This window comes from Candidatus Methylomicrobium oryzae (genome assembly GCF_016745425.1).
Taxonomy (GTDB): Bacteria; Pseudomonadota; Gammaproteobacteria; order Methylococcales; family Methylomonadaceae; genus Methylomicrobium; species Methylomicrobium oryzae.
In genome coordinates this window covers 150,709-170,276 of sequence record NZ_JAERVK010000013.1, presented here as the reverse complement: position 1 = coordinate 170,276, position 19,568 = coordinate 150,709, and the positions used below count along the sequence as shown (strand labels likewise).

The window sequence follows — 19,568 nt, the reverse complement described above, 5'->3', positions numbered from 1 at the left end:
AGAGAGGCGCATTATACGCACTTTTTCCAGCTTCGCAAACTGTTTTGTAAAATTTTTTCGATGCTAAATCTTAATACCAAAAAATTCCCTTAGTAATTAGGCGCTTTCGCCACTGGCACCATTCAGCCAGTCCAGATATTTAGCAACTCCATTTTTTACATTCAGAAACTCGCTCTGATAACCCGCCTGCCGTAAACCGGAAATATCGGCCTGGGTATAGCTTTGGTAAGCTCCTTTGAGATGGTCCGGAAACGGAATGTATTCGATCTCGCCTTCGCCGTGCCAATCGATGACCGCCTGGGCAACCTGATTGAATGTCTCGGCTTTCCCGGTGCCGACGTTGAAAATGCCGCGCTGGTCGGGATGATCGAAAAACCACAGATTCACATCAACCACATCGCCGACATAGACAAAGTCGCGGCGCTGCTCGCCGTTCGGGATGCCGTCACAGCCTTCGAATAACCGCGCCTTCTTCTGCTCGATCACTTGACGGTTGAAATGGAATGCGGTGCTGCTCATCGCGCCTTTGTGCTGTTCACGCGGACCGTAGACGTTGAAATAGCGGAAGCCTACGATCGGAATCCGGGTTTCCGGCAAGATTCGCCGCACGTACTGATCGAACTGAAATTTTGAGTAAGCATACATATTGATTGGATGCTCGCACTCGCGTTCGACCCGGAAGCCGTTTGCGCCGCTGCCGTACACCGAAGCAGAGGAAGCGTAAATGAACGGCACATTCTTCCCGATGCACCATTGCAGTAGGCGTTTTGAATAATCGTAATTGTTTTCCATCACGAAGCGCCCGTCCCATTCGGTTGTCGCGGAACAGGCGCCCTGATGGAACACGCCCCGAACCTGGTGCAGAAAACAGGGGGATTCGAGCCTTTGGATAAACTGATCCTTGTCCAGATAATCGGCGATATCGAGATCGGCCAAATTATGCATCTTGCGGCCATTCAGCAGATTATCGACGACCAGGATGTCACGCTCGCCGCGTTCGTTTAAAGCCTTGATCAGATTGCTGCCGATAAACCCGGCGCCGCCCGTCACTACGATCATGCTGTCCCCCTCGCCTTGTTGATCATCGAAGTCGTCGATTGACCCTCGACGAACTGCAAAATTCTGACCTCGCCGCCGGCCTTGATCACGCAGTCGCCGCCGGCAACCTGATCGGACACGTAATCGCCGCCCTTGACCAGCACGTCGGGCAACAGGCGGCAATAGAGGCGTTCCGGCGTTTCTTCCTCGAACGCGACGACCCAATCGACACAGGCCAGCGCGGCCAAAACCGTCATCCGTTCTTTTAAACCGTTGATCGGGCGCGATTCGCCTTTCAGCTGCTTGACCGACGCGTCCGAATTGACCGCCACGATCAGGCGGTCGCCAAGCGCTTTCGCCTGCTCCAGATAGGTCACGTGCCCCGCATGCAGCAGGTCGAAGCAGCCGTTGGTCATGATGATCTTTTCGTTATGAGCCTTCGCACGGGCAACGATATGCATCAGTTCGTCTTCCGAAACGATCCCGTATTGAGAGCCGCGGTCGCCATGCAGCGCCCGGCTCAACTCCTCGACCGACACCGTAGAAGTCCCCAGCTTGCCGACCACGATGCCGCCGGCCAGGTTGGCTAAACACATCGCCTCGTGCAACGGCAGCCCCAGCGCCACCCCGAGCGCCATTACCCCAATCACCGTATCGCCGGCGCCGGTCACGTCGAAAACGTCTTTGGCTTGCGCGGGCAGCGAATGCGTTTCGGTTTCCCGAATCAGCGTCATGCCGGCTTCGCCGCGCGTCAGCAGCAAATTTTGCACCTTGCAGCGCTGCAAAAGCTCGCGTCCTTTGTCGAGAATTTCGCCTTCGCTCGTGCAAGCGCCTACCACCGCGGAGAACTCGGACAAATTCGGCGTGATCACATCTGCATGCTGGTAGCGTTGATAATCGACGCCTTTCGGATCAACCAATACTTTCAGCCCGGCCTGTTTCGCAGCCGCGATATGGTTCGTCACATCGGCCAGCGTGCCCTTGCCGTAGTCGGAAAACACGACCACGCCATGCACCGGCAGATGGCGCTTCAGTTTTGCGCTCATCTGTGCGCCGTCGAACGCGATCGGCGTGTCTTCGAAATCGAGCCGCAGCAGTTGCTGGTGCTGAGCCATGATCCGCAATTTGCAAATACTGCGTGCGCCTTCGGCCACTACGAAATCGCAAACGACCCCTTCGGCTTCGAGCAAGCGGCGCACTCTTTCGCCTTCCGGATCGTCACCGACCACACCGAGCAGGGTCACCTTGCCGCCCAGCTTGGCGATATTCAGCGCGACGTTGCCGGCGCCGCCGATCCGCTCTTCGCTGCCTTTGACCTTGACGACCGGCACCGGCGCTTCCGGCGAGATACGCGCGGCCTGGCCGGACCAATAGCGGTCCAGCATCACGTCGCCGACGACGAGAATCCGCGCCGGGGAAAAATCAGGCGTGGTCGCGATCATTGAACGCCTCCTCGACCAAGCCGCACCACCAGTGCCCGATCAATATATGAGCTTCCTGAATCCGCGCGGTGATTTGCTCCGGCACCACGACCGACATCGTCGCAATCCCGGCCAGCATGCCGCCGCCGTTACCGGTCAAACCGATCACCGCCATCCCTTTATCGATCGCCGCCTCGGCCGCACTCAGCACGTTTTTGCTGGTTCCGGAGGTCGAAATCGCGATCAGGCAGTCGTTTTCGGTGCCCAGCGCCTCGACCTGGCGGGCAAATACGCTGTCGAAATGATAGTCGTTCGAATGCGCGGTCAGGATCGAGGTATCGGTCGTCAACGCGATCGCCGCCAGAGGCTGCCGATGTTTTTCGTAGCGGACCACGAACTCGGCCGCGATATGCTGGCAGTCCGCCGCGCTGCCGCCGTTGCCGCACAGCAGGATTTTGCCGCCCTGTTTGAGCGTATCGACCAAGAGCTCGCCGGCCGATTCAATCACATCGGTGCGCATCCTGAGCTTTTCGATCATCGCCTGATGCTGTTCGAGCTCGGCAATAAAGGTTTTCAAATTAACGTCCTCTCAATACTCTTACAAATAATCGATCAGGTTATATCGTCTTCTTCGGCAGGCTCTTTGACCTGCATCTGGTGCAGCCGCGCATACGCGCCGTTCAGCGCGAGCAATTCCTGGTGCGAGCCGCGCTCGACGATCCGCCCGTGCTCCATCACCAGAATCATATCAGCATTTTCGATCGTCGATAACCGATGTGCGATCACCAGCGTGGTCCTGCCCTGCATCACTTTTTGCAGGGCCGCCTGAATGTAGCGCTCCGATTCGGTATCGAGAGCCGAAGTGGCTTCGTCGAGAATCAGGATCGGCGCATCCTTCAGCAAGGCGCGCGCGAGCGCGAGCCGCTGGCGTTGACCGCCGGACAGCTTGACGCCATTCTCGCCGATCTCGGTATCGAGCCCCAAATCGAGCTTGTCGACGAATTCCAGCGCATAAGCGTCGCGCGCAGCAGTTTCGATTTTTTTCCGCTCGGCGCCGGCCAAGGCGCCATAAGCGATGTTATTCGCGATCGTATCGTTGAATAGGATCACCTGCTGAGTAACCAAGGCGATCTGCTGGCGCAGGTTGGCCAGTTTGTAGCGGTTGATTTCGATACCGTCGAGCAGGATTTCACCCGCATCGTGCGGGTAAAAGCGCAGGATCAGATTCGCGAAGGTACTCTTGCCGCCGCCGGAAGCGCCAACCAATGCCACCGTCTGGCCCGGTTCGATTCTGACGTTGATATTCTTCAGTGCCCAGTCGCCTGCCCCCGGGTAGCGGAACGACAAATTTTTGAATTCCAGCGCGCCCCGGCTTCTGGCCGTTTCAAAATCACCTGCGTCCGGCTCGCCCTGCTCGTCCAGAATTTCGAACAAAGACTCGGCCGCCGCAATGCCTTTCTGGATTTCGCCGTTCGCATCGCTGAGCTGCCGGATCGGCCGCGGCAGCAAAAACGCCGCGGTCAGATAGCCGACGAATTCGCCGACCGTGGCTTTCTGCATGAAGAACAACGCCAGGTACATCAGGCCGGACAATGCAATCGCAATGATGAACTGCATCAAAGGGTTGTGAATCGCCATCGTGGTCGCGAGCTTCAGCGACTGCCGCCGGTTATACAGGCTGCTTTCGAGAAAACGGCGTTTTTCGTATACTTCGCCGCCGTAGCTGCGCACGACCCGATGGCCGCCGACCAGTTCGGAAGTAATATGGGTCATGTCGCCGACCGACTCCTGGATGCGCTTACTGATCATCCGCAGACGCTTGCTGACGTAGGTCACCAGTACCGCAATGATCGGTGTAATCGCGACGAATACCAGCGACAGTTTCCAGTTCGTATAAAACAGATAGGCGATCATCCCGACCGAGGTCAGGCCTTCGCGCACAAACGTACGCACCGAGTCGGTCGTCGCCCGGGTCACTTCACCGACATTGTTCGTAATCCGGGCGATCATGTAACCGCTGTTATTCGAATCGAAATAGGTCGTCGGCAATTCGGTGTACTTGTTGAAAATCTGGCAGCGCAGCGCATGCACTACATTGGTCGAAACTTTCGCGAGAAAATAATTGCCGAGGTAGGCGCCGATGCCGTGGATCACGATCAGACCGCTGAACAGCAGGGGCAAATAATACATGCCCTCCCGTGCCTCGGTTTGCAGGGTATCGATGATGTGCTTGACCAAGGCCGCGAACAAGGTCTGCGTGCCCGAATACAGAATAAAGCCGAAGAAACTGATCAGAAACAGCCCCCGGTGCGGCCTGACGTAGGTCAAAAGGCGCCGGTAGACCTGGGCGCTGCCTTTTTTTGCTGCGGTTTTATTTTGAGTTTTCCTGGATAATTTCATTGTGTTGTCTGGACAGACTCGGGAAGATATTGCGCGACGCCCCGCTCGGCGAGTTTAAAGTCCTCCCGCGCCAGCCGCTCCATCAACCGCTGGTAGTTGAGGCCCTGGCGGCTTTTGTCGTTTGAGGGATGCCAAAGATGCAACACCGGCACCGCAAAGCGTCCTTCTTTGCGCCTGACGCCGGCATGGATCAGCCGTATCACCAGATCGGAATCTTCATAGCCCCAACCTTCGAACAGTTCGTCGAAGCCGTTCACCGCGACGAAGTCGCTTTTCCACACGCCCAAGTTACAGGTCATCGCTTTGTCCCACTTGCGGGGCTGAAAATAACGCAACCCGCCAAGCGGCAATTGCAGCAGCGCCGAAATACGATTGATCCGGCCAAGCAGCCGAAGCCACCAGAAATAAGGCCAGCGCCGCAAGTAAATCGGCAGCCGTTCGGCCAGCACCTCATTCGTGAACCCCCGGCTGAGCAGAATCCGGTTGCCGGGCACGAAATAACCTGCCTCGGCTAACCGGCGATGCCGGGCAACAAAATCGGGCATTAACACACAATCGCCATCGACGAACAACAGATAATCCCCGCAACTTTTCGCTACTGCTTTATTGCGGATCGTGCCGGCACGGAAACCTTGATCTTCATGATGCACATAGGCGACCGGAACCGGAGCATCTTTGCAAAAGCTTTGCGCCTTTTCGTGATTCTCGGGCCGGGAGCCGTCATCGGCAATCACGATCTCAAAATCGCGGTCGGTTTGTACAAACAGACTGTCGAGGCAAAGCAGCAAAGCCTCCGGCCAGTTGTAAGTCGTCACGATCACCGAAATCAGGGTCATGACGGAAGGCGGCCGCGCGTTTGCAGTTCCCACAGCTTCAGGTATTTGTAATAGGCGCCTTCGGCATTCGATACCGCCAGCATGAAGCCCTGCCGTCCGTCCAGCAGCGCAGCCTTTACGAAGTAGGTCCGGAAAAAAGTCCACAAACCTTTCAGGACCGCTTTGGACAAGGAAGAACGGACGCCTTTCCGGTAAAGCATTTCCGCACCCAGGGCCGAATAACTGTTCACCTTATGCAGTACTTCATCCAGATTCACAAACGCTTCGTGCAAGAGCGGCGACTGGAGACGGCCGGTTTCGCCCTGGACAATAATCCGCTCGTGCACGGCCGAATCGGTGAACCGTCCCGCTTCGCGCCGGAACAGCCTGAGCACATGATCCGGCCACCAGCCGCCGTGCCGGATCGACCGGCCGCAATAATCGGACAAGCGGGGAATTTCGTAGCCGTTAAGCAGCGGCGATGCGATCGCAAGTTCGATTTCCCGCCTCAATTCGGGCGTTACGACTTCGTCCGCATCGATCGAAAAGATCCAGTCGCCTTGCGCTTTATCCAGCGCGCGCTGTTTCTGAATCCCGAAACCGGGCCAGCCGGTTTCGAACACTTTGTCCGTGAAACGCCGGCAAATCGCAACCGTCTCGTCGCTGCTGCCGGAGTCGAGCACGACGATTTCGTCGGCCCAACTGACCGATTCCAGGCAGCGGCCGATATGAGCCGCCTCGTTTTTCGTGATTACGATTATGCTAAGCATGCGCGATGCCCGCCTTTTCGCCGGACTCCAAGGCCGCGAAACAAAGCGCAATCATCACGACAAACCAGTGGCCTTCGGTATGGTCGTAAATGGGGGTATTGAAAAGGCTGGTAATCAGCAAAGAAATCAACAAACCTTGCGCCAACCATTTTTCCCGATTAGGCAATTTGCGCGATTCGTAAAACTGGCTGCCTAAAAAGCCGAAATAAGGAATCAATCCGAATAAACCGAGCTGCACACCGATAAACAAAAATTCATTGTGCGGATGCTGCGCCAACAATTTTTCGCCTTGCGCGACACGCGCATACTCTTCGGCAAAGCTACCGGTACCATGCCCGAACAGCGGCTTTTCAGCAATCAGTTTGGCCGAATATTTCCAGAACGTATAACGCTGCCCCATCGACGAATCGGCCTGTTCCGGCTTTTCCTGCATATAGGCCTGAGTATTTTCGATCCCTTCAAAGACCCGCTTGGCCTTGTTCGAAAACCCCAGAAACAACCCGAAGAAAATCACCAAGGCCAGGCAGGCCCATAAACAGGCCTTGAGACTTAAGCGCTGCACCGCAAACAACACGATCAGCAACAGGACCATCAATTGACCGGTGCGTCCTTCGACGACAAAAAACACATTGAACACGGCGAGCAAAAACAAAAGCAGATACAAACGCGGGGAGCCCTCCTCATCCATCGCCCGGTGCAGGCAATAAAAAGCAAAAAAGCCGATAAAAATGCCGTGGGTGATCCGGCTTTTCAAGGAAGGCCCATGGTAAGAGGGTGTTTCCAGAACATCCAGGCTCATCAGAAAAGAAATCCCCAACGACACCAGCGAAGCTATCATAAATGCCCGCCAGGCAAAGTCGCGATAACGTGGTTTATTCAATAAAGAGAGTAATATGGGGATGAACAGCAGCTCTCGGTATTTTTTCAACGAAGCGATCGCCTCGTCATGCGGTGCAGTGCCGTAAGCCAGGCCCACGATCAAACAGCCGAACAATAGCAGAGACCAGACAGCGACCGGATAACGCTTCAGTACGGTCGTCAAACCGACAAATCGCGCCGACAGCAGCCAGATCAAACCGACCACGATCGAAGCGACCAGCGCGATCGCTGTCGAGAAATAAATCCCGGCGAGAAACAGGGCCACGGTCATGCCGCCCATATTCAGAAGCCGCTCCTGAACGCGCATAGGTAAATTGATGTTAGACGATATCTGCATGCGTAAAATGAGGTAAATCGGCCCTCTTTTTGCGTTCAAAAAGGGGGGGCTGTTATTGTAGCCTAGCCTTAAAAAAAAATGTGCATCGATCTGCCTGCCATCTACTCGCGGCGACATTCGACCGAAACGGGACAATTCCGGCCGATGCTACTGCAATACCTGCCGTATCGCCTCGATCACGCGCTGTGCAGGCAAGCGGCGGAGGCATTCGCTGCGGCTCGACCGATGCCGCTCGCAGCCTTCCAAATCGCACGGAACGCAATCTCCCTCACCCTGGATCAGATACACATTATTCACTTGCCGATCGCCGCATTTTTCGAACGGATTCTTGTCCTGACCGTAACCGTAAGGCCATGGCGTCCATTTTACCGGGTTAGTCGGACCGAACAGCGCAACGACCGGAATACCGGTCGCGGCCGCCAAGTGGGTAATGCCGGTGTCGGGTCCGACGAAGCATCTGGCCCGCGCAATGATTCCCGCCAATTCGCCAAGGGGAACGCATCCAGCCAGATTGAGGGTGTCTTTGGGCAGTTCGCTTTGGAGTTCATTGAGATAACCGATTTCCTCCGCTCCAGGTCCGCCCGAGAGCACCAGCCGCATTCCATTCCGGCGCAGATAGCGGCCGATTTCGAGCCAGCCTTCCTTCGTCCACTGCTTGTAAGTCCATTGCGGATAGGGATGCAGCACCGCGTATTCCGGAGACAGTAAAAAGGATTTTACTGAATCGCTATGGGGAGGTATCAGGGCATGACTTCGGGGTATCCGGAGCGCATCGGCAAGTTTCAGGTTCTGCAGCACCGTGTGCGTATGTTCGTTATCATGCTCGGCATAGCCGTTCAGAAAATAACGCTTCCACCAACCGGTGGCGCCTTTGGGCGGCACGGCCCCAACCCGGCACGGCGCTGCGATCAGGCTGTAAATAAAGGGGCGGTCACCGGCCTGCACCGCAAGCGCCAAATCATAGCGCCTGAAAATGCGAGGGATAAACTCCAGATAATCCCGAAATTTCGGGCGATGGGGCGTCGCGATGATCCGATTGATGTCGGGATTGCCTTCAAACATTCCGGCGGTGTTACGGTAGATCAGGATATCGATCTTCGCTTCGGGAAAGGCCTGTTTCAGCGAATGAATCAGCGGCGTCGTCAGCAGCGCATCGCCGAGGAACCGCATCGCGATCAGCAAAATCCGGGCGGGCGGACGCTTCAAGGAATACGCTTTTATGAGCGGCATGGCGCGCTATTCGCCGCTGCCGGCGCCCTGCCAGGCATTTTTGTCCGCTCTGGCCCGCCAGCGCGCACCCAGCGTTTTGGCGATCGCCAGCACCCGCGGCGCCCCGCCTAATGCCACCGCATCGACCAGGCAATACCAGGCGGCAACCCCGCTCGGCGGATTGCCTTGGGGCAGTTTCAATACCGGATCGATCGCGGCCCATTTCCAGGTGCCGGCCGCGGTGCCGATCAATTCCAGCCAAGTGGTGATGAAAAAGGCAGCCAAATACACCATCGGCGAGCGCCCCTTGAACAGATAAATCAGAAACACCACGAACAGCAGCGCGCCGACCCAATCGCCCTGCTCACTGAGCCCGCTGATGCCCCAGAAAGACCAGGCGCCGCAAACCAGCACCACAAAACCGGCGATTTCGCGCGCATAGGTTTGGAAAAAACCGGAGCGGGCCAGCGCAACCGCGGTCAGATATACCATTCCGTGCCCCGGGGGCACATAGGCAGGCACGTTATGATAGCGGTAGGTATAGCCGCCCATGAAAGGAGAAGCAAAATGCTCACCGATTGTCGCGAACGCGACCGCAATCGCAACCTGTACCCGAATTTCCTTGTTTTCACCGAGCAGCAAGCCGATCAAAAACACCCAAGCGCAAACGCCCAGCGCATTTTGCTTTTCGATACTTGCGTTCGCATCGCTCAACAGACAGACCGCGACACAGAAAAACGTAAAGCCCGCGATGAAATAGTCGCGTTTTCGATGGGAATAGACAACCCCTGCCTTCGGAAAATGGCGTAGCACATGCACCTCTATAATTATTATTTATCAGCTCGATTCAAATACCGCTCTTCCGGCCAGAATCCGCAGCTTTAACGGCAAAGGACCGAAGCGCGGCTCAATTTAATTTTCGAAAAGGCCTTCGTAGTTGGAGTGTGGAAATCCTTAACCGAATACCCAGGCGATTGCCCCGTACCGGCCGAGTTTGCCGAGCAGAATCGCAAGCGTACCGGTCAACAGCGGCAATTTCAACCAGCCGCCCGCAAAACACAGCGCATCGCCGATGACCGGCAGCCAGGAAAAAAGTAAAGCCCAGACACCTCGTCGAGTAACCACATCCAGCGCTTTTTGCGATTTTTCCGGCAATAGCGAAGCCGCCGGATAACGTTTCGCGGCCAACATGCCCAATCCCCATGTCGTCATTGCGCCGAGGGTATTGCCGAGCGTCGCGGCGCCGACCAAGGTCAGGGCCGGATGGCGTCCTTCCGCAATCAAATAAGCCAATACCGCTTCGGAACCTCCGGGCGCGATGGTGGCGGAGACAAAGGCGCTGACAAACAAACCGCCGATTTCAAACCAGGCTTCCTGCATTTTCGATACTCAATAAAAACCCCTGCTGCAATTTGCATGCAGGGGTCCGGCAGAATTCATTTAAAATTAAAATCAGCCGCGGGGCAACATCTTCGACTTATTCGAAGAAACCATCTTGACCAGCTTAGCGATCAAGCCCAGCAACAGCTCGATAAACTGGCGCAGCAACACGAATGCATGTGTGGCGGCTTCGGAGAATGTCATGCCTTTAAAGGTACGGGCCAATACCGGCGCCAGTAATAAGCCGATCGCGAGACCGATCACGGTAATGCCGGAAACGAAAGAATCGTCTTGCTGAGCCGCAGGCGCCGAAACGGCAGAAGGAGTAGGCGACGACACAGAAGCTGGCTCGGAAGAAGTCGCCGAAGCAACAGCCGGCTTCGCGATAACCGGAATAGCACTGCCGGTGTAATCATCGGGGATTTCAAGCGCAGTCACGCCCGGAATGCTCGGCAAATCGCCGCTGCCCGCGCCGACTTTCAGCTGCGCCTTCATGCCTTTTTCCATATGCTGGGCAATATCGCAATGCACCAGATAGGTTTTGTCGCCCGGCGGCAGAATCAGAGTGCCGGAAATCTTGGCAGGGCCCGAAACTTCCAGGTGAAACATGCCTTTCGGATAGAGATATTTCGGTAAACCGTGCATCATCCATTGATGCCTGATGCCGTCCTCGTTGATGAAGTGCACCGTCAGTTTGGTGCAAGGTTTGAACTGGAATTCCTGGGTGTCGAATGCGAACATCCTGCCCGGAAATTTCTCCGCGTATTTATGCCCGGCATGGACGGTGATTTCTTTCGTTTCCGAAATCTTGTCGCAGCCACCCGGCAATGTATCGGTATTTTGCCCCATTACCATTCCGCCGCCCATGTCCATCAAGTGGCCGGCGCCGTGATCCATCAGCATCTTATTATGGTCTTCATATTCTTGAGCCGCGAGCGGCGCAGCAAATCCCAGAACCAATGCTCCGGCCCACAATAATTTCACCATTACTTTACCTCTACAACTTCAAACTAAGATTCCGCGTTAACGCTTCCGGCAGGAAAGGCGTTAACGCGAACAAAAACCGAGCCCTTAGAGGACTCAAAAACTAGGCGCTCTTTTTCTTTCCGAGCAAACCGTCGACTTTGTTTTTGAATGCGGCATTGGACAGATACAGTCCATACACACCTGCAAACGCGAACAGGATATACAGCACATAGCTGGATGTGCTGGTCGGCGCACCGGTCCCGGCGGTGAAGCTCATATGAGCATCCAGACGGTCGCCTTGATCAGGAACCAGTGTAATATGGATCAGATACTTGCCGGCTTCAGGTACGCCGTTCGGCAAGTCCAGATTGACGGTGCCGGATTTGTGCTTGCTGGCAGGCAGGAAAAATACCCGGGTACCTTCCGGCTCTTTGGTGACTTCAAATTCAACCGACATGTTGCGGTATCTCATGTCCTGATAATCGAAAACCAGCTGAGTCGGGGTAGCAGCGCCTGGAAGTTTGCCGCAAAACTCTTCGGCCGGATAGGATTTCGGCTGATAGGCTGTGTAATGGATCCAGTGACTTGGCTCCAGCTCGAATTTACATTGATCGGTATCGGTACCCGCTGCGCCGCCGTGCGCCCAGACCGCCGCAGACAGCAGCAGGCCCAGCATTCCTAGAAAACCTTTTGCGATAAAATGTGCTCTGTTCATAATGCCTTCCAGTTTCGATAAATTATTATATTTACAACAACTAAGCTCTAAGCAGCGCTTGAACTCCCCAAAATAACCTTATTTCGAATAAAGTCAATTGCCAGCAAGCCACTCTAGCATAACGAAACCCTTAAATTCAAGGCATTGATAACCTTCCGGCCGGTAATCCGCCAAACCTTTTCCCTCCCCCCAATGTTCTATTGCCATACTCCCTTCATTTCCGTAGACTTACACCTATAATTCGGATTATCTTAGATTGGAGTCCCTAAAAATGTCGTCATTGACTAATTCCAAAGCGTGGATCGCACTCAAAACCCACTTTCAACACATTCAAAACGAATCGATGAGGGAAGTTTTTAGGAAAGACCCGAACCGCTTCAAAAAGTTCTCCCTCCGGCTCGACGACATCATTTTCGATTACTCCAAAAACCGCATCAACGAAGAAACCCTCTCCCTCCTCGTCGAACTGGCCGAAACGCAAGGCCTTAAGCAAAAAATCGAGGCGATGTTCAACGGTGAAATCATCAACACGACCGAACACCGCGCCGTTTTGCATACGGCACTCCGCAACCGCAGCAACATGCCCGTTTATGTCGACGGCAAAGACGTGATGCCGGACATCAACCGCGTACTGGCCAAAATGCGCGCCTTTTGCGAAGCGGTCAGATCGGGCGAGTGGAAAGGCTATACCGGCAAGGCCATCACCGATATCGTCAGTATCGGCATCGGCGGCTCCGGCCTGGGCCCCAAAATGGTGTCCGCGGCGCTGTCCCCTTACGGTTCGGAACGGCTCAAAGTCCACTATGTTTCGAATGTAGACCAGACCAATCTGGTCGAGGTGCTGAAACCCTTGTCCGCCGAAACGACCTTGTTCGTGATCGCCTCGAAGGTTTTCAATACCCAGGAAACCATGATGAACGCCCGGTCGGCCAGAAACTGGCTTATCGAACGCTCGGGATCCGAAGAGTCGATTCCGAAACATTTCGTCGCAATCTCGACACATGCGGAGAATGTCGCCCGGTTCGGGATCGATACCGAGAACATGTTTGAGTTCTGGGACTGGGTTGGAGGACGGTATTCGCTGTGGTCGTCGGTCGGCTTATCGACCGCGCTGAGCATCGGTATGGATAATTTCGAAGAACTGCTGCAAGGCGCCTACGAAGCCGACCTACACTTCCGCCATACGCCCTTCGACAAGAACATCCCGGTCATCATGGCCCTGCTCGGCGTCTGGTACAACAATTTTTTCGATGCCGATTCGCACGCGGTGATCCCTTACGACCAGTCGATGCGCTATTTCGCAGACTATATGCAGCAGGGCGACATGGAAAGCAACGGTAAAAGCGTCGACATGGACGGCAACCGGGTCGACTACAGCACCGGCCCGATCATCTGGGGCCAGCCCGGCACAAACGGCCAGCACGCCTTCTTCCAGCTGATCCATCAGGGCACCAAGCTGATCCCGTGCGACTTCATGGCTGCCGCAAACAGCCATTACCCTCTGCCCGAGCACCACGACATTCTGATATCCAATTTCCTCGCCCAACCGGAAGCGCTGATGAACGGTCTGACCGAGGAAGAAGTCAAAGCCCGGCTGTCGCCCGAAGAACGGGAAGATCGGGTGCTGGTCGCCTCGAAAGTATTCGACGGCAACAAACCCTCCAATTCCTTCCTGTATAAAAAGATGACGCCGAGAACATTGGGTTCCCTGATCGCGTTTTACGAACACAAGATTTTCACGCAAGGCGTAATCTGGAATATCAACTCGTTCGACCAGATGGGCGTCGAACTCGGCAAAGTGCTTGCCAAGGTAATCCTGCCCGAACTGAAAAACGACCAGACCATCAGCAGTCATGACAGTTCGACGAACGGACTGATCAACGCCTACAAACAATATAAAGAACGCGCGTAGTCGTACGCACGCGTCAGCGGCTCCAGCCGGCCGCTTTGTAGATCCGGAGAGCATGAAGGGAAGCGGAATAGACCGACCCCGGCAACCGAATCAGGGCTTCCGCCCTCTCTGAGCAAAAGGCAGGGTATTCTTCACCCCTGCCAGAAGAGTAGGGAGTTAAATCAGCGCATCCGGCACTTGTGTGGTGGATGCGCTTCGTTTATTCACCCTATGCTCTGCCTGAGGAAACGGGTTCAATTACGGACCGCTCCATCGATTCAATCGCCTTCACCTTTAAAGAAACGCTTCAATACCCGGATCATATACTCATGGTCCAGCACTCCGGCGCTCTCGCGGATGCTGTGCATCGCCCAGAGCGGGCAGCCGACATCGACCGCGCGGATGCCCAGCTTTGCCGAGGCGATCGGTCCGATCGTGCTGCCGCAAGGCAGATCGCTGCGGTGCGAATAGCGTTGGTAAGGCACGCCCGCTTCCTCGCACCAGTGGATGAAACGCACGGCCGAAACACTTTCGGAACTGTAGCGGCGATTCGCGTTGAATTTGATCACCGGCCCCTTGTTCACGTGGACCTTATGGTCCGGATCGTAAGCCGACGCGAAATTGGGCTGATAGGCGTGCGCCATGTCGGCGCTGATCAAGAAGCTTCGGGCCAGCGCACGGGCTGCGTCTTCGGCATCCGGCGAGACGGCGAGATTGATCCGCTGCAGGATATCGGTCAGAAAACTGCCGGCCGCGCCGATCGGACTCTCGCTGCCGATTTCTTCATGGTCGAAAAACGCGCAGACCAAGGTACTGTCGGCCTGACTCAGAATGTTCTCGTCCAGCAGTGCCTGCAGCGCAGCATGGCAGGAAGCCAGATTGTCGAGCTGTCCGTTCGCGATAAATTCCTGGTTGGCGCCCCAGAACGCGCCTTTCTGCGTATCGTAAACGGCCAGGTCCCAGGACAGAACCTGCGCTGCGCTGATGCCGGCACCCTGTTCCAGCAGCGCCAGAAAATAAGGCTGCGGCAGCTGCTCGGCGGCCAGTTGCGCAAGCAATAAAGGCAATTCGTTCTGCTTGTGCAGCTTCAGGCCGTCTTCGTTCACCCCCCGGTTCATATGGATCGCCAGATTCGGCAAACGCAGCAACGGCCGTTCGAACCGTACCTGTGTGTGCACAATCCGTTCGCGGTCGTCGACATAGCTGATCCGTCCGGCCAGGCTCAGGTCGCGGTCGGTGAAAGTCGCCAGGATCGGCCCGCCGTAAATCTCGACCCCGAGCCGGATCAGTCCGTCGCTGGCGGTCGCCGGATTCGGCCTGAGCCGAAGGCCGGGCGAATCGGTATGCGCGCCGACGATGCTGAAGCCTGCTTCGGCCGGCGCTTTCCGGCCGAGCACGAACAGCACGATCGAGGAGTCGTCGCGCACCACGTAATAGCGCCCGCCCGCCTGCAGCTGCCACTTCGCGGTTTCATCGAGTCTTTCGAACAGAAACGCCTTGGCCGCCGTTTCGATCGAAGCGGCCGCATGCCACGGACTCGGGCTGTTGTCGATGAAGTCCAGCAGCTGCTGGGCGTGTTGTCTGGCGGTCATGACTTTTCCTGCAAGTCGAGCGCCGCCGAATTGATGCAGTAGCGCAGGCCGGTCGGCTGCGGGCCGTCCGGAAACACATGGCCCAAATGCGCGCCGCAGGCTTTACAGACAACCTCGACCCGGCGCATGCCGTGACTGTTGTCCGAATGTTCGGCGACGCTGTTTTCGGACATCACATCCCAAAAACTCGGCCAACCCGAACCCGAATGGTATTTGGTGTCGGACTCGAACAACGGATTGCCACAGCAGACGCAGCGGTAAATGCCCGGCGTCTCGCAATCCGTGTATTTGCCGGTGAACGGCGCTTCGGTCGCCTTCAGACGGCAGATCGCGAATTGCTCGGGCGTCAGTTTGTCGCGCCATTGTTCGTCGCTATGATTGGAATTGTCGTTCATGAAGTATCCCTCGTGCCTTGACTATCGATTCATTGTACCCGCCCGCGGCGGCATCGCAAAACCGGCCTGCCCGGTTCGTAAAACATCCCTTTTTGACATGACTCGGGACGCTTTTATAATGGCATCCCAATGATGTCACCGGAATGTTGGATATGAGTCAAAAAAAATTATCGCTGCAGGAACAATTATTGAAGGCGGGCCTTGTCACCACCGCCCAGGCCAGGACCGCCAAGTCCGATAAGCATAAACAGGTTCAGCAGCAGCGCCATAATAACGTGCAGGCCGTCGATGAAGCCAAACGGCTGGCGCAGCAAGCGCTGGCCGAACAGGCCGAACGCGATAAGGAACTGAACCGGCTCAGACAGGAGCAGGAAGAGAAAAAACAGCTTGCCGGGCAGATCCGGCAGTTGATCGAAAACAACCGTATCGCGATCGACGAAACTGCGATCGAGGAATACGACGACAGCCAGGCTTATCATTTTACCGACCAGAACAAGGTTAAGAAACTGTTCGTACCGAAAGCGATGCGCGAACAGATCACCGACGGCAAGCTGGCCATCGTCAGACTGCGCAAACGCTACGAAGTGGTGCCGGTCGAGATTGCCGGAAAGATCCGCGAGCGCGACCCGGCCTGCGTGATCGTATGGAACGATGCTTCCGCCGCACCGGTCGAAAACTGCGATGATCCTTATGCCAAATACCAGATTCCCGATGATCTGGTCTGGTAACGCCCGGTGGTTCAAGCCGCGATTTATTTGCGGCCGGTTCGTTCAACCGATTAAGATAACCCGATTTCTGACTTTGGAAACAACCGTCATGCGCCGATTTTTTCTGCTCTGGTGTCTTGCTTTGCCGGCTTATGCGGTTGACGAACGGCCGCCCAAACTCGAAGAAATTCCCGAAGAAGTCCCCGAGCCGCCTCTGCCGGTGCAGAGCGGCGAAACGCTGGAACCCGACATTACGATCATCCGCAAAGGCAAGAACACGATCCAGGAATATCGGCAAGGCGGCCGGCTCTATATGATCAAGGTGATTCCGGACATCGGCCCGCCCTATTATTTCATCGATTCGGACGGCGACGGGCGGATGGACGTACAGGGTAATGACGGTGACCGGGGCAGTCAAATCAACATGTGGAAGATTCTGGAGTGGGATTAACGCCCTTATTCCGTGAATAAGCGCTCGTCGATGAACTTGAGGATCAAGCTGTTGATCGTGCTGATCCTGCTGACCGTACTCGGCATCGGCCCGATGCCGGTCACCAGCGTGATTGGCATCTATGTCGTGCTGTTCCGTCCGGCATGGTTCAAGCGTATGGTGATCAAACTTTATGACGAACCGGATGCATAAGCCGAAGCGTCTGGCCTGCCTTTACGCCTGCCTGCTGTGTGTTACGGCGCCGCTGCGGGCAAACCCTCCTTCCGAACCGCAACCCGCGCAAGCCGCCATCGCCAGCGCGCACCCCTTAGCCACGCGCGCCGGTTTCGAAATCCTCGCCAAAGGGGGGAACGTGTTCGATGCGGCCGTCGCAGTCAGCGCGGCGCTCGCGGTAGTCGAGCCTTCCGGCTCGGGGCTGGGCGGGGGCGGCTACTGGCTGCTGCACCGCGCAAGCGACGGCTTCGAAACGATGATCGACGGCCGCGAAAAAGCGCCCTATGCAGCACGTGCTGACATGTACCGGAGCCGCCCCGGCGCCTCGACCGACGGCGCCCTGGCCGCCGCGATACCCGGCATGCCGGCCGGGCTGGCGCATTTGGCGGAACGTTACGGCCGCCTGCCGCTGGCGGTTTCGCTCGCGCCGGCGATCCGCCATGCTGAGAACGGTTTTGCTGTCGGCCATAAATTTCATAAACTGCTCGGTTCCCGGCAGCCGGTGATCCGCCGTTTCCCGTCCGCTTCGCGCATCTTCCTGCCCAAAGGCAAATTGCCCGAACCTTTCTCGGTTCTGCGCCAGCCGGATCTGGCCGAAACGCTCAAACGGATCGCCCGATCGGGCCGGGACGGGTTTTATCGCGGCGAAGTAGCCGAAAAACTCGTCGATAGCGTCAGAGCCGCCGGCGGCATCTGGAGCGAAACGGACCTCGCTTCCTACCGGATCATCGAGCGCCGGCCGGTCAAAGGCGCATACCGCGGAATCAAGGTCACCAGCGCCGCGCCGTCCTCATCAGGCGGCATCGTGCTGATCGAAGCCCTGAATGTGCTGTCGGGTTACGATCTGGAAAAGGCGGACGAAACGGCCCGCAAGCATCTGATCGTCGAGGCGATGCGCCGGGCCTACCACGACCGCGCGCTGTACCTCGGCGATCCCGATTATGGATATGTTCCGGTCGAGCGCCTATTGAACGCCGATTATGCGGCGGGACTGCGCAGCACGATCCGCTTCGACAAGGCGTTGCCGAGTGCGATGCTGGCCGGCGAACCCGAGCAAAACGCCGAAGCCGCCAACACGACTCACTTTTCGATCATCGACCGGGACGGCAACCGGGTCGCGGCAACCTTGAGCATCAATTTACCTTTCGGGTCCGGCTTCGTCGCGGCAGGAACCGGCGTGCTCCTGAACAACGAGATGGACGATTTTGCCAGCAGCCCGGGCACAGGCAATGCCTTCGGGCTGGTCGGCGGCACGGCGAACGCGATTCAACCCGGCAAGCGAATGCTCTCGAGCATGGCGCCGACCTTTCTCGAAAACGAACGCGGGGTCGCGGTGCTGGGCTCGCCCGGCGGCAGCCGGATCATTTCGATGGTGCTGCTCGCGGCGCTCGACTATGCGGAAGGCCACGATCCCGATTCGTGGGTAAGCCTGCCGCGCTTTCATCACCAGTATTTGCCGGATGGGATTCAATACGAGCCCGGCGCGCTGAGTCAGGCCGAAGCCGCCACCCTTGCCGCAAAGGGCCATCGCTTAACCGCCTTGACCGAACGTTACGGCGACATGCAGGCGGTACTCTGGAATAAAAAAACGCGCGCCTTGAGTGCCGGCAGCGATCCGCGCGGCGAAGGGCTGGCGCTCGTGAGGCCTTGATGATCCATACCCATCCGGCCGTCTACCGCCCATGAATAAACATTCCCTGGACATCTGGCTCGGCCGGCTCGCCGCCTCCCCTGCCGATCTCCCTTTTTACCGGAGCCTTCTCGATGACGAGGAAAGAGCCCGCGCGCAGCGGATCAGAATCCCGCAAAGACAGGATTATTATGCCGAAACCCATGCCCGGCTGCGGCTCCTGCTGGGTAAAACGGTCAACGCCGCGCCGGCACGGCTGCGCTTTACCCGAAATACCCACGGCAAGCCCTTTCTGATCGATTTTCCCGACATCGCCTTCAACCTGTCGCATACGGCCGACCGGATCGTTATCGCGGTCGGCCGACGCTGCAGGCTCGGTATCGATATCGAGACCTGCAAGCCCAGAGCCAATCTGCGTGCCTTGGCCGATAAATGCTTCGGCGCCGAAGAAATGGCCTATTGGCAGTCCCTGCCCGAAACGGAACGATTGGCTGCCTTTTATTATTTCTGGACCCGCAAGGAAGCTTTCGTGAAAGCCGTCGGCCAAGGCATCAGCTTGGGGTTGCGTGATTGCGTGATCGATCCCGCCAACCCCACGGGAATGCTGCATGTACCCGCCTCGTGCGGAGCTTCCGGCGACTGGTCGCTTCACGACCTCGATATCGGCGGCAGTGTGCTCGGCGCGGTCGCCGTAGACGGACCGATTGCGGCGATGACTATCCGGACGCTTTAAATTCGGATGGGGCCAATCGAATCATT

At 56.6% G+C, this 19,568-nt stretch carries 20 protein-coding genes; 6 read left to right on the top strand and 14 right to left on the bottom strand.

Translation table 11 applies throughout. From position 1 onward, the window contains the following. Positions 1-96 precede the first annotated feature (96 nt). From rfaD to JJL52_RS15350, 12 genes are all read right to left on the bottom strand, one after another. Entirely contained in the window at positions 97-1,059 is a 963-nt protein-coding gene (gene rfaD, locus JJL52_RS15405; RefSeq protein WP_202053376.1) for an ADP-glyceromanno-heptose 6-epimerase, read from the bottom strand. Further along, positions 1,056-2,480: a bifunctional D-glycero-beta-D-manno-heptose-7-phosphate kinase/D-glycero-beta-D-manno-heptose 1-phosphate adenylyltransferase HldE gene (hldE, locus tag JJL52_RS15400; protein WP_202053375.1), complete on the bottom strand. Its 1,425-nt coding sequence runs from the start codon at positions 2,478-2,480 to the stop codon at positions 1,056-1,058. Before hldE ends, rfaD begins: the two co-directional genes overlap by 4 nt. Beyond that, a complete protein-coding gene (locus JJL52_RS15395) occupies positions 2,461-2,997 on the bottom strand; it encodes a D-sedoheptulose-7-phosphate isomerase (RefSeq protein ID WP_436231528.1) in 537 nt (178 codons plus the stop codon). Before JJL52_RS15395 ends, hldE begins: the two co-directional genes overlap by 20 nt. 74 nt (positions 2,998-3,071) lie before the next feature. Beyond that, positions 3,072-4,859 (bottom strand): lipid A export permease/ATP-binding protein MsbA, encoded by a 1,788-nt coding sequence (gene msbA, locus JJL52_RS15390; protein ID WP_202053373.1) that lies wholly within the window; start codon positions 4,857-4,859, stop codon positions 3,072-3,074. Continuing rightward, the gene (locus JJL52_RS15385) at positions 4,856-5,695 is read right to left on the bottom strand and encodes a glycosyltransferase family 2 protein (protein ID WP_202053372.1); all 840 of its coding nucleotides are present in this window, start codon (positions 5,693-5,695) and stop codon (positions 4,856-4,858) included. Before JJL52_RS15385 ends, msbA begins: the two co-directional genes overlap by 4 nt. Continuing rightward, complete coding sequence (locus JJL52_RS15380; RefSeq protein ID WP_202053371.1) at positions 5,692-6,444, bottom strand: glycosyltransferase family 2 protein; 753 nt, start codon at positions 6,442-6,444, stop codon at positions 5,692-5,694. The genes JJL52_RS15385 and JJL52_RS15380 overlap by 4 nt, the downstream gene beginning before the upstream one ends. Continuing rightward, entirely contained in the window at positions 6,437-7,660 is a 1,224-nt protein-coding gene (locus JJL52_RS15375; protein ID WP_236994286.1) for an O-antigen ligase family protein, read from the bottom strand. The genes JJL52_RS15380 and JJL52_RS15375 overlap by 8 nt, the downstream gene beginning before the upstream one ends. Positions 7,661-7,807: 147 nt before the next feature. Further along, positions 7,808-8,890: a glycosyltransferase family 9 protein gene (locus tag JJL52_RS15370; protein WP_202053370.1), complete on the bottom strand. Its 1,083-nt coding sequence runs from the start codon at positions 8,888-8,890 to the stop codon at positions 7,808-7,810. A gap of 6 nt (positions 8,891-8,896) precedes the next feature. Then, positions 8,897-9,682 (bottom strand): hypothetical protein, encoded by a 786-nt coding sequence (locus JJL52_RS15365; RefSeq protein ID WP_202053369.1) that lies wholly within the window; start codon positions 9,680-9,682, stop codon positions 8,897-8,899. A gap of 141 nt (positions 9,683-9,823) precedes the next feature. Continuing rightward, on the bottom strand, positions 9,824-10,249 hold the full coding sequence (locus JJL52_RS15360; RefSeq protein WP_202053368.1) for a YqaA family protein: 426 nt from the start codon (positions 10,247-10,249) through the stop codon (positions 9,824-9,826). Positions 10,250-10,321: 72 nt separating this feature from the next. Beyond that, complete coding sequence (locus JJL52_RS15355) at positions 10,322-11,236, bottom strand: cupredoxin domain-containing protein (protein WP_202053367.1); 915 nt, start codon at positions 11,234-11,236, stop codon at positions 10,322-10,324. 100 nt (positions 11,237-11,336) lie between these two features. After that, positions 11,337-11,930: a hypothetical protein gene (locus tag JJL52_RS15350; RefSeq protein WP_202053366.1), complete on the bottom strand. Its 594-nt coding sequence runs from the start codon at positions 11,928-11,930 to the stop codon at positions 11,337-11,339. Between the two features lie 271 nt (positions 11,931-12,201). Between JJL52_RS15350 and pgi the strand changes: the two genes are divergently transcribed. Continuing rightward, positions 12,202-13,842: a glucose-6-phosphate isomerase gene (gene pgi, locus JJL52_RS15345; RefSeq protein WP_202053365.1), complete on the top strand. Its 1,641-nt coding sequence runs from the start codon at positions 12,202-12,204 to the stop codon at positions 13,840-13,842. 257 nt (positions 13,843-14,099) lie between these two features. Here pgi and JJL52_RS15340 read toward each other — a convergent pair whose 3' ends face one another. Next, entirely contained in the window at positions 14,100-15,413 is a 1,314-nt protein-coding gene (locus JJL52_RS15340) for a M18 family aminopeptidase (RefSeq protein ID WP_202053364.1), read from the bottom strand. Further along, positions 15,410-15,808, bottom strand: a complete 399-nt coding sequence (gene msrB, locus JJL52_RS15335; protein ID WP_202053363.1) for a peptide-methionine (R)-S-oxide reductase MsrB — start codon at positions 15,806-15,808, stop codon at positions 15,410-15,412. The genes JJL52_RS15340 and msrB overlap by 4 nt, the downstream gene beginning before the upstream one ends. Before the next feature lie 152 nt (positions 15,809-15,960). Between msrB and JJL52_RS15330 the strand changes: the two genes are divergently transcribed. The 5 genes from JJL52_RS15330 (at position 15,961) to JJL52_RS15310 (ending at position 19,542) form a co-directional block, all read left to right on the top strand. After that, positions 15,961-16,536: a DUF2058 domain-containing protein gene (locus tag JJL52_RS15330; RefSeq protein WP_202053362.1), complete on the top strand. Its 576-nt coding sequence runs from the start codon at positions 15,961-15,963 to the stop codon at positions 16,534-16,536. A gap of 88 nt (positions 16,537-16,624) precedes the next feature. Next, on the top strand, positions 16,625-16,966 hold the full coding sequence (locus JJL52_RS15325; protein ID WP_202053361.1) for a DUF2782 domain-containing protein: 342 nt from the start codon (positions 16,625-16,627) through the stop codon (positions 16,964-16,966). Positions 16,967-16,996: 30 nt separating this feature from the next. Next, complete coding sequence (locus JJL52_RS15320) at positions 16,997-17,158, top strand: hypothetical protein (RefSeq protein WP_202053360.1); 162 nt, start codon at positions 16,997-16,999, stop codon at positions 17,156-17,158. Next, on the top strand, positions 17,139-18,830 hold the full coding sequence (ggt, locus tag JJL52_RS15315; RefSeq protein WP_202053359.1) for a gamma-glutamyltransferase: 1,692 nt from the start codon (positions 17,139-17,141) through the stop codon (positions 18,828-18,830). The genes JJL52_RS15320 and ggt overlap by 20 nt, the downstream gene beginning before the upstream one ends. Positions 18,831-18,861: 31 nt before the next feature. After that, positions 18,862-19,542, top strand: coding sequence for a 4'-phosphopantetheinyl transferase family protein (locus tag JJL52_RS15310; protein WP_202053358.1), 681 nt, complete (start codon positions 18,862-18,864; stop codon positions 19,540-19,542). Positions 19,543-19,568: the final 26 nt, after the last annotated feature.